General features: G+C 74.1%; 10 protein-coding genes and 9 pseudogenes. 12 read left to right on the forward strand and 7 right to left on the reverse strand.

Annotated features, from left to right (window positions below):
- Positions 1-315 precede the first annotated feature (315 nt).
- From UK94_RS41725 to UK94_RS41760, 8 genes and pseudogenes are all read left to right on the forward strand, one after another.
- A partial coding sequence (locus tag UK94_RS41725) for an XdhC family protein (RefSeq protein ID WP_235486699.1) occupies positions 316-904 on the forward strand: 589 nt, incomplete at its 3' end.
- Between the two features lie 5 nt (positions 905-909).
- A partial coding sequence (locus UK94_RS41730; RefSeq protein WP_313949454.1) for an XdhC/CoxI family protein occupies positions 910-1,471 on the forward strand: 562 nt, incomplete at its 3' end.
- Position 1,472: 1 nt separating this feature from the next.
- A pseudogene (locus UK94_RS41735) lies at positions 1,473-1,653 on the forward strand (XdhC family protein); the annotation flags it as partial.
- An 861-nt stretch (positions 1,654-2,514) separates the two neighbouring features.
- Positions 2,515-2,660 (forward strand): hypothetical protein (locus UK94_RS41740; RefSeq protein WP_268761235.1); only part of this gene is annotated, 146 nt, incomplete at its 3' end.
- Between the two features lies 1 nt (position 2,661).
- Positions 2,662-3,463 (forward strand): annotated as a pseudogene (locus tag UK94_RS41745) (MFS transporter); the annotation flags it as partial.
- 1 nt (position 3,464) lies between these two features.
- A pseudogene (locus UK94_RS41750) lies at positions 3,465-3,974 on the forward strand (MFS transporter); the annotation flags it as partial.
- A 352-nt stretch (positions 3,975-4,326) separates the two neighbouring features.
- On the forward strand, positions 4,327-4,530 hold a 204-nt coding region (locus UK94_RS41755; protein ID WP_235486700.1), incomplete at its 3' end, for a TetR family transcriptional regulator.
- 81 nt (positions 4,531-4,611) lie between these two features.
- Positions 4,612-4,891 (forward strand): annotated as a pseudogene (locus UK94_RS41760) (TetR/AcrR family transcriptional regulator); the annotation flags it as partial.
- Positions 4,892-5,227: 336 nt separating this feature from the next.
- On the opposite strand, the pseudogene UK94_RS41765 reads toward UK94_RS41760, so the two are convergent.
- The 5 genes and pseudogenes from UK94_RS41765 to UK94_RS06330 form a co-directional block, all read right to left on the reverse strand.
- Positions 5,228-5,347, reverse strand: a pseudogene (locus UK94_RS41765) (short-chain dehydrogenase); the annotation flags it as partial.
- Position 5,348: 1 nt separating this feature from the next.
- Positions 5,349-6,154 (reverse strand): annotated as a pseudogene (locus UK94_RS06315) (SDR family oxidoreductase); the annotation flags it as partial.
- Positions 6,155-6,157: 3 nt separating this feature from the next.
- Entirely contained in the window at positions 6,158-7,090 is a 933-nt protein-coding gene (locus UK94_RS06320; RefSeq protein WP_011604931.1) for an LLM class F420-dependent oxidoreductase, read from the reverse strand.
- Positions 7,091-7,440: 350 nt separating this feature from the next.
- Positions 7,441-7,731: pseudogene (locus UK94_RS41770) on the reverse strand (pyridoxamine 5'-phosphate oxidase family protein); the annotation flags it as partial.
- Positions 7,732-7,823: 92 nt separating this feature from the next.
- A complete protein-coding gene (locus tag UK94_RS06330; protein WP_055749066.1) occupies positions 7,824-9,020 on the reverse strand; it encodes a lipase family protein in 1,197 nt (398 codons plus the stop codon).
- Positions 9,021-9,279: 259 nt separating this feature from the next.
- Between UK94_RS06330 and UK94_RS41775 the strand changes: the two genes are divergently transcribed.
- The 4 genes and pseudogenes from UK94_RS41775 to UK94_RS06340 form a co-directional block, all read left to right on the forward strand.
- The coding region (locus UK94_RS41775; protein WP_235486703.1) for an amidohydrolase family protein at positions 9,280-10,014 on the forward strand (735 nt) is incomplete at its 3' end.
- 1 nt (position 10,015) lies between these two features.
- Positions 10,016-10,275 (forward strand): annotated as a pseudogene (locus UK94_RS41780) (amidohydrolase); the annotation flags it as partial.
- 1 nt (position 10,276) lies between these two features.
- Positions 10,277-10,806, forward strand: a pseudogene (locus UK94_RS41785) (amidohydrolase family protein); the annotation flags it as partial.
- Positions 10,807-11,013: 207 nt separating this feature from the next.
- Positions 11,014-11,502, forward strand: coding sequence for an acyl-CoA thioesterase (locus UK94_RS06340; protein ID WP_268761236.1), 489 nt, complete (start codon positions 11,014-11,016; stop codon positions 11,500-11,502).
- A gap of 193 nt (positions 11,503-11,695) precedes the next feature.
- On the opposite strand, the gene UK94_RS06345 is transcribed toward UK94_RS06340, so the two are convergent.
- Together UK94_RS06345 and UK94_RS41790 are read right to left on the reverse strand one after the other, a co-directional pair.
- Entirely contained in the window at positions 11,696-12,169 is a 474-nt protein-coding gene (locus UK94_RS06345; RefSeq protein WP_055749068.1) for a DUF2752 domain-containing protein, read from the reverse strand.
- Positions 12,162-12,476 (reverse strand): TM2 domain-containing protein, encoded by a 315-nt coding sequence (locus tag UK94_RS41790; RefSeq protein WP_268761237.1) that lies wholly within the window; start codon positions 12,474-12,476, stop codon positions 12,162-12,164. The genes UK94_RS06345 and UK94_RS41790 overlap by 8 nt, the downstream gene beginning before the upstream one ends.
- Positions 12,477-14,383 lie beyond the last annotated feature (1,907 nt).

Raw genomic sequence — 14,383 nt, forward strand, 5'->3', positions numbered from 1 at the left:
CGCGCACGGACCATGATCGAAACCTGTCCGAGCGTCCACACCTCGACGTCCAGATCACGTGGCACTGGCAAGCCGTCAGATCACCATGGGAGCGTGGCCCGGCATTGCGCCGACAGAAGTGCCGCCCCGTCAGCGGGGCCTGGAAGGTCGGTAGGGAGAACGGGGTCGGTGGACACCACTGGTCGGTGGGTCGTGCGAGGTCGACCGGGCGCGCGGGGTCNGCGGGGTCGGTGGGGTCGGTGGGGCGTGGGTCACGGTGTCTCCACGCGGGTCGGTTTCGGGTTCTAGGGTGGCGGCGGGGCTCCGTGGGCAGGCATGTGTGCAGCTCGGGGGTCGATCGGGCGGCGGAGGGGGGTGGCGCCGGTGCGCGAGATCGCCGACGCGCTGCGGCGCTGGCGGGCCGAGGGGGTCGGGTTTGCGGTGGCGACCGTCGTCGGGGTACGGGGCAGCGCGCCCCGCCAGCCCGGCGCCGCCATGGCCGTCGCCGCCGGCGGGGAGGTCGTCGGCAGCGTGTCCGGCGGCTGCGTCGAGGGCGCGGTCTACGAGGCCGCGGCCGAGGCGATCCGCACCGGCATCCCCGCCCTGGAGAGTTACGGCATCTCCGACGACGACGCCTTCGCTGTCGGCCTGACCTGCGGCGGGATCATCGACCTGGTCCTTGTCCCGTACCCGGCCCGCGGCCCGTTCGCCGCCGCAGACGTGGACCGGCCCGACGCCGTCGGCGTGGACCGGCCCGACGCCGTCGGCGAGGTGGCTGTCGCCGCTGCCGCCGACCGTGCCGCCGACGGCAACGTGGAGGCTGCTGATGTGGGGGCCGGCGATGTGCGGTCCGGCGATGTGGGGGCCCGCGACGTTGGGGCCGGCGAGCAGCGGCGTGCGGGGGTTGCGCTGGACGCGGTCCTTGNCGCGCTGGCCGCCGACGACACCGTGGCGCTGCTGACCGTCGTCGGGGGAGGCGGGCTGGGCGGGCAGATAGCGGTGTGGCCCGATCGTACGGTCGGTTCGTCCGGGGTCGCCGGTCTTGACGTCGCCGCGGTGGACGATGCCCGCGGGTTGCTGGCGGCCGGTCGCAGTGGGCTGCGCCGCTACGGGCCGCAGGGGCAGCGGCGGCCGGACGCGATCGGCGTGTACGTCCAGTCGTTCGCCCCACCGGCGCGGATGCTGGTCTTCGGCGCGATCGACTATGCCGCCGCGGTGGTGCGGCTGGGCCGCTTCCTCGGCTACCGGGTGACGGTGTGTGATGCCCGGCCGGTGTTCGCGACCACGCGGCGTTTCCCCGACGCCGACGAGGTGGTCTGCGAACGGCCGGTGGCCTTCCTCCACCGCGCGGCGGTCGACGCTCGCACGGTGATCTGCGTGCTCACCCACGATCCGAAGTTCGACATCCCGGTGTTGCGCGCCGCGCTGCGCTCCCCGGCGCACTACGTCGGCGCCATGGGGTCGCGGCGCACCCATGCCGACCGATTGCGCCNCCTGCGGGACTGCGGTGTCGCCGAAGAGGACCTCGCGCGGCTGCACTCCCCGATCGGACTGGACCTGGGTTCGCGCACGCCCGAGGAGACGGCCGTCTCGATCGCCGCGGAGATCATCCAGAGCCGCTGGGGTGGCAGCGGCCGCCCGCTGCGGGCCACCAGCGGTCGCATCCACGCCGACTGGGGCGAAACCTCCGACAACGGTCGCATCCACGCGAACCAGGGCGAATCGGCCGACAGCGGTCGCATCCACGCCGAGCGGGGCGACCCGTCCGACGACGGTCGCATGCACGCCGACCGCGGCGTCCCGTCCGAGCAGGTCGCACCGTCCGAGCAGCCAGGCCCGTAGGCGGACCCCGCCGTGGCCGTGCCAACCCCTGCGCCCGGCCGAATGCTGCGGCTCGGTGCCAGGTGGCCTCGAGTGCGCAATGCCCGCCGGCCACCCACCTCGTCCGTAGCCTTACGTAATCTTCTGGGCACGGAATCGTGCCGAGGTCTCGGCACGCTTTTCGGCCGGAAAACCGTGCCGAAGCCTCGGCATGATCTGGCCTCAATCTGGCCGGAATCCGGGCGGGCCGGCGGGCCGGCGGGCTGGCGGCGGTGGTTGTGGGGCGTGGTGTGGTTCCGTGAACACCATGATCGTCGGCCGGTGTTGGCCGGGTCTCGCGGCAACGGCGGTCGTGGCCGGTCTGAGGCGAGCCGGTGGCCCCCGGGTGGCCACCGGAGTGCTCCGCCGCACGGGGGCATCGAGGCCCGTCGGCCGGTCGGAGAGCCCCGCGGCGGCGGCGAGGGATGGGGCCCCACCTGCGTGTCTGCGTATCGCGACGGGTGGCGGGCGTCACGAGGGCACTGCTCGCTTTGGTGAACCGCCGTTCACTATGCTGGTGAACGGCGGTTCACCGGCGAGCCGCCACCCTCGCGATCATGTCCTGCCGATCTGTCAAGGAGTCACGTGGACGAGCCTGCCGTGCATCCGGTCCGCGCCGCGTCCGCGAAGGAGGCCCCCGCGGCGGGCGGGGGACGCTCCCGGGAGCTCAGCGCCGTGCTGGGCGTCGGCGGCATCCTCACCGCGATCTCGCAGGTCTCGATCGTGCCGTTGCTGCCCGACCTGCCTCGGCTCACCGGCGCGTCGGCGTCCAACGTGAGCTGGCTGCTCACCGTCACTCTGCTCGTCGGCGCGGTGGTCACNCCGCTGTTCGGCCGGGCGGGGGACATCTTCGGCAAGCGGCGGATGCTGCTGGTCGCGCTCGGGATGCTGACCACCGGGTCGGTCCTGTGTGCGCTGACGTCGAACATCTGGCTGCTGATCCCGGCCCGCGGTCTGCAGGGCGCCTGCCTCGCGGTGGTGCCGCTGTCGATCAGCATCCTGCGCGACGAGCTGCCACCCGAGCGGGTCGGGTCGGCGGTCGCGCTGATGAGCGCCACCGTCGGCATCGGCGCGGCGCTCGGCGTCCCGTTCGCCTCCCTGATCATCCAGTTCGCCGACTGGCACGTGATGTTCTGGGTCACCGGCGGGCTCGGCCTGGCCGATCTGATCCTCGCCGGGCTGCTCGTGCGCGAGTCGAAGGTCCGTGCCCCCGCCCGCTTCGACATTCCCGGCGCGGTCGGGCTGGCCCTCGGCCTGCTGTGCCTGCTGCTGGCACTGTCCAAGGCGGCCGACTGGGGCTTCACCAGCCCGCGCTTCGGCGGCCTGATCCTCGCCGCGGTGGTGATCTTCATCGGCTGGGCCCGCTGGCAGCTTCGGGTCGCCGACCCGCTGGTCGACCTGCGCCTGGCGCGCCGGCCCGCGGTGCTCGCCCCGAACGCGGCGGCACTGCTGGTCGGCTTCTCCTTCTACGCCAACTCGCTGTCCACCGCCCAGCTCGTCCAGGTGCCGAAGGAGACCGGCTACGGCCTCGGCCTGTCGGTGTTCGCCAGCGGCCTGTGCCTGCTGCCCGGCGGCGTGGCGATGTTCGCCCTGTCGCCGGTCGCCGCGCGGATCACCGCCTCCCNTGGCCCGCGGATCACGCTGCTGCTCGGCACATGCGCCCTCGTGTTCGGCTACCTGCTGCGCATGTTCACCAGCGAGAACCTGCCGATGATCGTGGTCGGTGCGGCGGTGGTCGCCGCCGGGACGGCGCTGGCCTACTCGGCCATGCCGATGCTCATCATGAACGCGGTTCCCCGCACGCAGACGGCCGCGGCCAACGGCCTCAACGTCCTGCTGCGCACGGTCGGGCAGGCGATGTGCAGTGCCGCGGTCGCCGCGCTGCTCAGCCACCTCACGATGACGACCTCCGCCGGGGCGGTGCCGAGCCTGGGCGCCTTCCAGACCGTTTTCGCGATGGCCGGCGTGGTGGGCGCGCTCGCCCTCGCAGTGGGCTGCCTGGTGCCCACCCGCGGCCGCGCCGACGTGGCCGCGCCTGGGCAGCCCGCCGGCCCGTCGCGGACCGGGGACGCGGCCCGCGGCGGCGACGTCCCGTTGGGGGAGCCCGTCCCGGCCGCCGCGACCTCGGTCACCACNTCGCGCTGACCATGGGCCAGGACCTGCAGGGGTATGGCCACAGAGCCATGGTGACGGGGTCCGGGCGACGGGGTCAGCGTGGCGGGGTAGAGCGTGGCGAGGCCAGGGTGACCCGAGGTGGGCGGCGCCGTGAGGACGCGGGGTCGGCGAGGAGGCGGGGTCCGGGAGGACCCGACGGTGCCGGGGCGAGCACGGTGCGGCGCCGGTGAGCGGTAGCGTGCAGGCTCGGGCGTCCCGGCCGGGGATGTCCGGTGCATCCCGGGATGGGCGGAGGACTGAATCATGACGAGCCCCTCGACCACCGCCCACAGTCGTCCGGCAGCATCGGCCCCGGTGGGGGCATCGGCCCCGGTGGCAGCATCGTCCGGGACGGGGGCAGCGTCCGGGGGGCGAAGCCGGACGCGGGGAGACGCCGAGGTCAGCCGCGAGGCGATCATCGCGGCGGCCCGCCGGGCGTTCGCCCGCCAGCCCTACGCCGCCATCACGCTCAAGGCGATCGCGGCGGACGCCGGGGTGAGCGCTCCGCTGGTCCTGAAGTACTTCGGCAGCAAGGAGNAGCTCTTCGCGCGGGTCGCCCGGTTCGGCGACGAGATCGACCGGCTGCTCGACGCGCCGCTGCCCGACCTCGGCCGCCACCTGCTGCACGCCCTGCTCGACGCGCACGAGCAGCGCCGCGACCCGCTCATCCGGGTCGCGTTCGCGCTCCAGCACGGCGAGCACGCGACCCTGCTACGGGACAACTTCCGCGATCAGGTCGTCGCCCGGCTGCGCTCGCGGCTGACCGGCCCGGATGCCGCCCTGCGCGCCGAGCTCGTCCTCGCCCACCTGCTCGGCCTCGGCGTCCTGCGCAAGATCGTGCATACCGAGGCGATCAGCGTCGCCGAACGCGACCGGATCGTCGACCTGTGCGCGCCGGNCCTGCAACGCCTCCTCGACGGCACCGTCTGACGGCCCCCGTCGCCACAGTGATCACCCGGCCGAACACGGCCGGGTCGGTTGCGGTGCGTTCTGTCCGGTCCGGCCCGGCGATGGTGCACAACGCACCGCAGTCCCCGTCCCCACCCACAAGATAATCAACAGTGTTGACGAGCTGGCCTGCCGGTGATCATCTCGGTGGTGCGGTCGGACCCTGTCGTGTCGTCGGCGCCGGCGGGCTGGCTCAGCGCGGGCCGGCGCCGACCGGCCGGCCACCTCGGCGCGGGCGGGATCAGCGGTGGGTGGGCGTCACGCGGGCGACGGGCACGGGGGCGGCTCAGTGGTGGGTGGACGCGTCACGCGGGGGACGGGTGCCGGTCAGGTCGGCGTTCGGGGCGGCGGCGCGGACCAGGTCGGGGATGACCTCGCCGAGCGCGCCCGGGTCCCAGACGCCGTCNAGGTCGACGGCCGGGCCGGCCACCCAGCCCTCCAACACGGTGATGCTGCCGCCGACGACGGCGAACACCCGGCCGGTCACTCCGGCCGACGCCTCGCTGCCCAGCCAGACCACCAGGGGCGCGATGTGCCCGGGGGTCATCCTCGCCGCCTGCGCCTCGGGCAGGTCGCCGGTGAGACCGTCGGTCATCCGGGTCAGCGCGAGCGGAGCGATCGCGTTCACGGTCACGCCGTAGCGGGCGAGTTCCAACGCGGCCGTGATGGTGAACCCGGCGATGGCGGTCTTGGCGGCGCCGTAGTTCGTCTGGCCGATGTTGCCGAACAACCCCGACGGCGAACTGGTGTTGACGACGCGCCCGGCCCGCCCTCGCCCGGCGGAATGCTCGTCGCGCCAGTAGACGCCGGCATGGTGCGTCGGGGCGAAGGTGCCCTTGAGGTGCACCCGCACGACGGTGTCCCACTCCGTCTCGGTCATGTTGACCAGGGTGCGGTCGCGCAGGATCCCGGCGTTGTTCACCAGAACGTCGAGGCCCCCGAACGTCTCGACCGCCTGGGCGACGAGGCGCCCGGCCCCGGCGAAGTCGGCGACGTCGTCGCTGTTCGCCACCGCCTGCCCGCCGGCCGCGCGGATCTCCTCGACGACGGCGGCCGCGGGCCCGTCGTCGCGACCGCGGCCGGTTCGGTCGCAGCCGAGATCGTTGACGACCACCCGGGCACCCTCGGCGGCGAACGCCAGCGCATGCGCCCGCCCGATCCCGTTGCCGCCCCCCGTGACGATCACCACCCGACCCGCGCACAGACCCGACACGGGCTACACCGGGTCCGCGGCGTGGGCGACGATCTCCTCGCCGAAGCGGCGCACGGTGTCCTCGGCCGCGGCGGGGTCGTCGCCGCAGACCGCGATGACGATCCAGTCCGCGCCGAGCTTGGCGTAGGTCGCGACGTCGTCGAGCATGGCCGCCGCGTCCCAGCCCTGGCGGGCGTCGAGCTGCGGCCACATGCCGGTGGCCACCACGTCGACGGCGTCGCGCGGGCGCCCGGCCGCGTCCAGCCGGGCGCGGACGTCGTCGACGACCCGGGTGAACCCGTCGACGCCGGGCACCGCCGCCGTGCGGATCGTGCGGGCCAGGGTGTCGTTCGTGAGCAGCGTGACGACGCCCTGCCCGTAGCGGACGGCCCGCTCCCGCCCCCAGGCGCTGTTGCCGTGCAGCCACAGCGGCGGGTGCGGCTGCTGGACGACCCGCGGCTGGATGTTGGTGCCGCGGGTCTGCAGCAGCGCGCCGCTGTGGGTCAGCCTCGGCTGCTCCCAGCTCGCGCGCAGCACGTCCACCGTCTCGTCGAACGCGGCGAGCCGGCCGTCGAAGTCGACGCCGAGCGCGCCGAACTCCGAGCGCAGGTAGCCCGCGCCGAGGGTCAGCGTCAGGCGCCCGGCGGACAGCGCGTCGAGCGTCGCCACCTGGTGGGCGGTCAGCAGCGGGCTGCGGTAGGGCGCCACCAGCGCCCAGGTGAACAGGCGGATGCGGCTGGTCACCGCCGCGCAGAAGGCCAGCGACACCAGCGGGTCGGCGCTGCCCTCCCCGCCGGAGTCGACCCAGCGCGCCGACGGCGCGGGATGGTCGCTGAACCCCAGCGCGGCGAAACCCGACTCCTCCGCGGCCCGCGCGAAGCCGGTCACCGCGTCCGGGGTGAGGATCCGCGGCGACCAGGCAGGATCGGCCACGGCATGCTGGACGGCGAATCTCATCGGTTCTCCACACTCCGCGTCTCGGCACTCAAGGTCTCGGCCGGGCCAACCCAGGGATCGGGCAGGGGCAGCAGAGGGAGGGGCAACGCCGGCAGACCGTCGATGCTCGTGCCGTTGTACTCCTTGCGTTCGCAGTAGGCGGCGAACTCCTCGTCGGTCCGCCGGTCGAAGTACTCCCGGTGCAGGCTTCGTTCCTCCCGGTACTCCAGGAACGGCACGGCGTAGCCGCAGNTGTCGCTGATCCGCTCGGCCGTCACGACGATGATCGACCGCAGCCCGCTGGGGTCGGCCGCCCGCGGGTCGAACCGGGCGAGCAGCGCGGCGAAGCGCGGGTCGTCACGGAACACCGNCTCGCCGCGCCCGTGCACCCGCACGATGGTCGGGGGTCCGCTGAACGCGCACCACATCAGCGTGATCCGGCCGTTCTCGCGCAGGTGCGCGAGGGTCTCCGCGTGGCTGCCGCCGAAGTCCAGGTAGGCCAGGGTCCGATCGTCGAGGATGGTGAGCGTCCCGGCGCGGCCCTTGGGGGAGAGGTTGACGCTGCCCTGCGCGGACAGGGGCGCCGTCGCGACGAAGAAGACGACCTGTTCCTCGATGAAGCCGCGCAGCCGGCCGTCGAGGCGCTCGTAGGTCTTGCCCATGGATAGGCAGTATCGGCCGCGTACCCGCCCGGCGCCCGCGCTTTCCCCGTCCGTCCCGGGCCGGTGCACCGTCCCGGCTGGGCGGCAGGCGGTCAGCGGCGTGGGCGGGGCCGGCCGTCGGGGCCGGCGCTGAGCTCGTCGTCGCCGAACTCGCAGACGTCGGCGGCGGCCAACGCGTCGACGTAGTAGTGCGGGAAATGGTCGCTGATCGTGTACGGGAACAGCCGACCCAGCGGCCGGACCTGGCCGAGCGGGAACGCGGCCAGCGCCCCGGCGAACCCGAGCGCGCTGAGCATCTGGCCCGCCGGGCGGCCGGTGGTGTCGGTCCACCTGCCGCCGCCGTAGCGCCATTCCCGGCCGATGTGCCGGTAGCGGCCGACGGTGGCCGGCGGCAGGTGGGGGACCGGATCCTGGCGGTAGACGAAGCGGGCGATCGGCGCCGGGTCGACCACTGCCGCGTACGCGGCCGCGGTCCCGTCGCCGCCGATCATCGGCTGGCCGAAGGTGTAGACGGCACGCAACGCCCGGCGCAGCTCCGCGTACACCGGATCGGTCATGATCCGCAGCCCGAGGATGACGGCCATGGCCCCGCCGAGGCTGTGCCCGGTCAGGTACAGCGCCGGCGGCCGCGCCGACGCCCCCCGCCGTCTCCCGGCGCCGCCGACGCGGGTCGTGCCGCCGGCGCCGGCGCGGGGACTGGCGGCGACCTCGCCGTCGGTGTCGTAGATCGACCGGCCGGCCATCGCCCGCCGCAGGGTGCGCAACACCTCGAACGCGGTGGCGCGCACGTTGCGGTGGAACCCGGCGTGCAGGTCGTCGACGGCCGTGCCCGCCAGCCGGACGCGGGTGCGCTCGCGGGAGTGGACGTCCAGGTCGGTGCCCCAGTTGAGGAGGTCCGACGGTTCGGTGCCGCGGTAGGCGACGATGACGACCCGGGTGTCGGCGCTCTGCACGACGAACGCCGTCGAGCGGATCAGCATCGCGTCGACCTGCTCGGTGATGATCCGGCACCGGCAGCCGGGCAGGCCCAGCCGGGTCATGGCCGCCGAGACCGCGTTGATTCCCCGCGGCAGGTCCGGGTCGAGCAGCGTGGAGGCGGTCTCGGCGTAGGCGTAGCCGGCGCAGGCCGCGAGGACATGGCTGGTCGGGTCGTCCGGATGCAGGTGGGACTCGTCGAGGGCGGCGAGGTGGTCAACCAGGTCGCGGTAGACCGGGAAGTGGGCGTCCAGCGGCGGCCGGTAGGCGCGCAGGTCGTCGAGGTCGAGGACCTGCGCGTTGCTCACCTGCACCGCGGCCTCCCCACGGTCGGTCGCGCCCGGCGACGCCCGGCCCGGATCGGCGGCCGGCCTGGCTCGCGACGTTGAAACGGATCGACGTCGAACGGATCGACGTCGAACGGATCGACATGTGCTGATCGACGATGCGCTGATCGACGTTGGTACGGATCGAGCGGGTACAGAGCGATGCCGGAGAGTAGCTCACCGTGCCCGTCGTCGTCCCGGTCCGCGGCCCGCCGCGCCGGTGGCCGGTGGCCGTAGGGTGGCGGGGGTGGGCCGCTCCGCGCAGGAACCGCAGCGTCGGACGTTGCTCGTGCGCCGGGCGGAGCTGACCGCGCTGACCGCGCAGACCGCGCTGAGCGGGGCGTTGCCGCCCGCGCGGGTCGCGGACGTGCGGATTCTCGGCGCACGGATCGCCGAGGTCAGCGCCGAGCCGTTGCGCCCCCGGGCGGGGGAGCACGTGCTCGACGCCGCCGGTGGCGCGCTGCTGCCGGGCCTGCACGACCATCATGTGCACCTGCTGTCGCTGGCGGCGTCGGCGTCGTCGGTGCGGGCGGGGCCGCCCGAGGTCGTCGACGCCGCCGGGCTGCGTGCGGCGCTGCGCGCGGCGCCGGGCACCGGTCCGCAGCGGTGGGTACGGGCGGTCGGCTACCACCCGTCGGTGGCCGGCGACCTCGACCGGCACCTCCTCGACGCGCTGCTGCCCGACCGGCCGGTGCGGGTGCAGCACCGCGGCGGGGCCCTGTGGGTGTTCAACTCGCCGGCGCTGCGCCTGGCCGGCATCGACGGTGCCGATCTGCCGGGCGTCGAACGGGACGCCTCCGGGGCGCCCACCGGGCGGCTGTGGCGGATGGACGGCTGGCTGCGCCGCCACGCCGCCGCGCTGCCCCCGGTGGCCGTGGACCTCGCCGCCGTGGGCCGCGCCGCCGTCGCCGCGGGGATCACCGGGTTCACCGACGCGACCCCCGGCCGCACCCCCGAGCACCACCGGACGCTCGCCGCGGCCNCCGCGACCGGCGAGCTGCCGCAGCGGCTGACCCTCATGCGCCCCGAACCGCAGCCCACCGTCATGCGCCCCGAACCGCAGCCCACCGTCGCTGCGGACGCCCCGGCCGAAGGCGGCCGTGTCGTCGGCGGGCCGGTGAAGGTGATCCTCGACGACGACACGCTGCCCGATCTCGACACCCTCGCCGCCCGGTTCGCCGCCGCGCACCGTGCCGGCCACCCGGTGGCCGTGCACTGCGTGACCCGGGTCCAGACGGTGCTCNCCCTCGCCGCGCTCGACCTCGCCGGCCCGCGCCGCGGCGACCGCCTCGAACACGGCGCCGTCCTGCCCGGCGAGCTGTACGGGCAGGTGCGCCGCGCCGGGCTCGTCGTGGTCACCCAGCCCAACTTCGTCGCCGAGCGGGGCGACCGTTACCTCGTCGACGTCACCGACGAGGATCCGGCGTCGCTGTACCCGGCCGCCTCCCTCGTGCGCGCCGGCATCGGCCTCGCCGCCGGTACCGACGCCCCGTTCGGTCATCCCGACCCGTGGCGGGCCGTCGCCGCCGCGATGACCCGGCGCACCGCCGCCGGGATCGTCCTGGGCGCCGACGAACGCCTCGACGCCCCCGCGGCCCTGGCGCTGTTCCTCGGCGACCCCGCGGACCCGTCCCGCCCGCGCCGGGTGCGCCCCGGTGCGCGCGCCGATCTCTGCCTGCTGCGCCGGCCCCTGCGCGCGGCCCTGCGTGACCCGTCCGCCGGCCAGGTCCGTCTGACGATCATCGACGGCGTCCCGGTGCACGACGCGGGCTAGGACCGCCGGGCGCAGGTCAGACGGGATGAGTCCGCCGCTGGGAGCCTGCCGATGAGAGATTGCTTGCACCGCGGCCCCGTCGACGCCGCGGATGTGCACAGTGGCGAGATGGACCCCAGACGCGATCCCGAGCGGCTCAGCCTCGCCAGCTACCCNCTCAGTCACCCCGTCCAGGCGCGGTTCAGTGACCTCGACGGCAACGGTCACCTGAACAACGTCGCGCTGGCCTCCTTCTACGAGGACGCCCGCATCACGCTCGACTGGCGGATCTTCACCGGCGGCAGGCCGGTGCCGTTCGACAACTTCACCTTCGTCGTCGCCAACATCTCCATCCACTACCTGGCCGAGGCGCGCTATCCCGCGACGTACGTCGTCGGCTGCGGGGTCGGCCGGATCGGCACGACGTCGTTCGTGCACAGCGCCGGCCTGTTCCGCGACGGCGTCTGCCTCGGCCTGTGCGACAGCATCCTGGTCCACCTCGTCGAGGGCCGCCCGACGGTCATCCCGCCCGACCGTCGCGCGCAGATGGAGGCGCTGGCCTTCCCGGTACGCGCGGGGGCTGACGCGCCGGCCGAGGCCGAGGCCGGGATCGAGGCCGCCGCGGGCACCGCGGTCGACGCCGGAGCCGTCGGGATCCCGGATCAGCCGGCGCAGGCCGGTTCCGGCCTGGTCGGCTCCGAGCCCGACCGTCGCTAGGGTGCGCAACCACTTCTGATCCGTGCGCGGTTCCGCGGAACCACGCCGCGCCGCCGGACGCGACCCCGACCCCCCTCTGACGACCGAACCGTCATGCCGACGTCAAGATAATCAACGGTGTTGACGGTGCGGGGCGCCAAGATGATCATCCAGATCGGGGTCCGTCATCGGCCGCCAGACGGGCGGACGGCGCTCAGCCGTGCGAGCCGGGAGTGAGCGGCCAGCCGGGCAGGTTGCGCACGACCATCCAGACCAGCGCCGCGCCGCCGAGCCCGTAGGCCAGCGGCGCGGGCAGGGGGGCGTACCGGTCGTCGCGCACCGCCCGGGCCTGGCGAGCCAGCAGGCCGGCGAGCAGCGGGGCGCAGGCCAGCACGAACACGTTGTCGTGGCCGGCCGCCGCCCACCGTCCATGCAGCACGTCGTAGGTGGCGCGCAGGGTTCCGCAGGCCGGGCAGTCCAGGCCCGTCGCACGGTGGATGGGGCAGCCGGGCATCACCGTCGACGGGTCGTGCGGATCATGGCCTGCCAGGTACGTCAGGCCGGCCACGGCCGCCGCGACGACCCCCCAGACCGCGGCGCGGCGCCGGCCCGGCCCGGTTGCCGCCGGCGGCGACTCGGGTCGGGCCTCGGCGTCGGCGGGGTCCGTGGCCGGAGGCGGCTCAGTCACGCAACGGCCGGCCGTGTCGGTCGCGGACGTTGCCCGTCAGCATCATCACGCCGTCGATCAACGCCCAGACGCCCAGCCCGCCGCAGGTGAACAGCTGCGCCAGCGCGATGCCGGTGTTGCCGAGGTACCAGCGGCCGGCACCGACGCCGCCGAGCAGGATCTGCAGCAGCCCGGCGGTGAGTTTCTGCTTGTCCGAGTAGGCCTCCCCGGTCAGCGGATGCCGGCCGAAGGGGGCGGACGGGTCGTAGGGCGCCGCGCCGCCGTACCCGGGGGGCGGTCCGTAGCCGGGGGGCGGACCGTAGCCCATCTGCCCGGGATAACCGGGCTGGCCCGGCTGTCCCTGGTAACCGGGCTGTCCCTCGTAGCCGGGCTGTCCCTGGTAACCGGNAGGCCCCTGATAGCCGGGCTGGTTCTGGTAGCCGGGCTGTCCCTCGTAGCCGGGCTGCCCCTGGTAGCCGGGAGGCGGGCTCGGATAGCCGTCCTGGCCCGGGTAGCCGTCCTGGCTCGGGTAGCCCTGCTGATGCGGATAGCCCTGCNGGTAGCCGGGTGGCGGCTGCTCGGGGTATCCGGGCTGGCCCTGGGCGGCGGGCTTCTGGTCGGGGTGCTCAGGCTGCCCCTGGTAGCCGTGCGGCTGGTCCTGCGGTTGCCATGGCGAGGTCATCGGTGCTCCCAGGGTGTGCGGGTCCGGCTCTCCGGCCGGGCGCCGCGCCCGGCCCGTCCGAGGCGGGCCGCGGACCTGGTCGGCGGCTCGCCCGCAGGCGCGCCGGCGCGGTGATTGCGGCGATGCTACCGAGGTCGCCCCGGCGCGTGACCACCGTTTGCCCCCCGTCCGCTGTCCGGTGCACGACCTGCGACTGTCGGGGGCGTGACCTGCGGCCCGCCGTCGGTCGCCGGGCTGGTTGCCCGCGCGCGGCGCTCGGCAGGGATGCCCGCCCGGTCGAGATGGTCTGTGGGTCCTTCGTGGTCTCCAGATGGCCCGTCCGTGGTGGAACCGTCGGGTTGTCCTGTCGCCGGCGATGNGTCCCCGCTGGGTCACCGTCGGTTTTCGTGGTACTGCTTCGATCGGCTGACCTGCGGTTCTCTTTGTCGTTCAGAGGTCAACCCCGTCGACTCGTGACCTGTTTGTCGTCCCGTTTCGGATTTCCGGGAGCGGCTGACCTGCGCGGCCCTGGTCGGACGGGCCAACAATCTACGATCCCGGGGACAAGCGGCTCGGTTTCCGTTACACGATCCCCGGTTGTCTTCTACAGTTCAGCGCGGGTTCTCAAAGCCGTCGGCGTCGCTGGCGCGGCCCGGCGACGCAGGCGTGCCCCGCCGGCCCGCGCAACCGACCGGCGGGGGCTCGGACCGGAAGGCTGAGGTGGCTGGCGATGCGACACGAGCACGGCGACGACGGCGCCGGCGGGCGAGCCGGCGGGCGAGCCGGCGCCGAGTTCGACCTGGCGGCGATGGAGATTCTGGAGCCGCTGGCCGAGAAGTACGGCCTTTTCCTCGCCAAACGGACCTGTTGGCACGTACAGTTCCGGGGCGGCCGACGAATGTTCGACGTCGCCTGCGATCCGTGGACGTCCTGGGCGCTCGGCGCCAGGATCGGGATGTGGTCGGCCGATTCCCCGCCGGCAGTCCACGGCCTGCTGGCACCCCGNCCACGCGCGCTCAGCGTCCAGGACATTCTGCACGCGGTTCACGGAATGCGGGAGAATACCTGGCCGTGGATCGCGGCGACCCCGGCCGAGCTGCGCACGATCCTGCTGACCCTCGCCGGACTCGTCGACCGGTACTGCGGGGAGCTGTTAGTCGACGACGACGCCTTCGCCCGGGCCGAGGCCGCGGTCGACCGGGCGAGCNCCGAGCNGGTGGCGTTCCTGCGCCAGTTCGAGGACCGCTGAGGGTCGCCCCGCCTGCCGGCCGAGGGGCCCCCAGACTCGGCCGGTGTGGCCGGGCGTGCAGGGCACGGCCCTGATCCGGGACGGATGTCCACCGAGGGTGGTCCGAACGTCCCCCGGGTAGGCAACCTCTGGCGGTCGTGAGATCGCCTACGGACGGCGAGCATGACGAAGGAGAACCATCGAACGCCTGTGTTCGACTGTTCGACGGTGGAACGGGGCGTCGACCGTCAGGATCGTGAGACTTTCACGCAACTCCGGGAGAGGCCATGACCGTCCAGTATGTGCGGGATGCCCTGCCCGGCGCAGGGGCCGGNGACAGTCGCGA

Source organism: Frankia sp. AvcI1, assembly GCF_001420875.1.
In the GTDB taxonomy this organism is placed as follows: Bacteria; Actinomycetota; Actinomycetes; order Frankiales; family Frankiaceae; genus Frankia; species Frankia alni.

Coding starts and splice junctions, on each gene's coding strand:
- UK94_RS41790 (WP_268761237.1), bottom strand. CDS start 12,476: ATGGGCTACGGTCCGCCCCCCGGCTACGGACCGCCCCCCGGGTACGGC.
- UK94_RS06320 (WP_011604931.1), bottom strand. CDS start 7,090: ATGAGATTCGCCGTCCAGCATGCCGTGGCCGATCCTGCCTGGTCGCCG.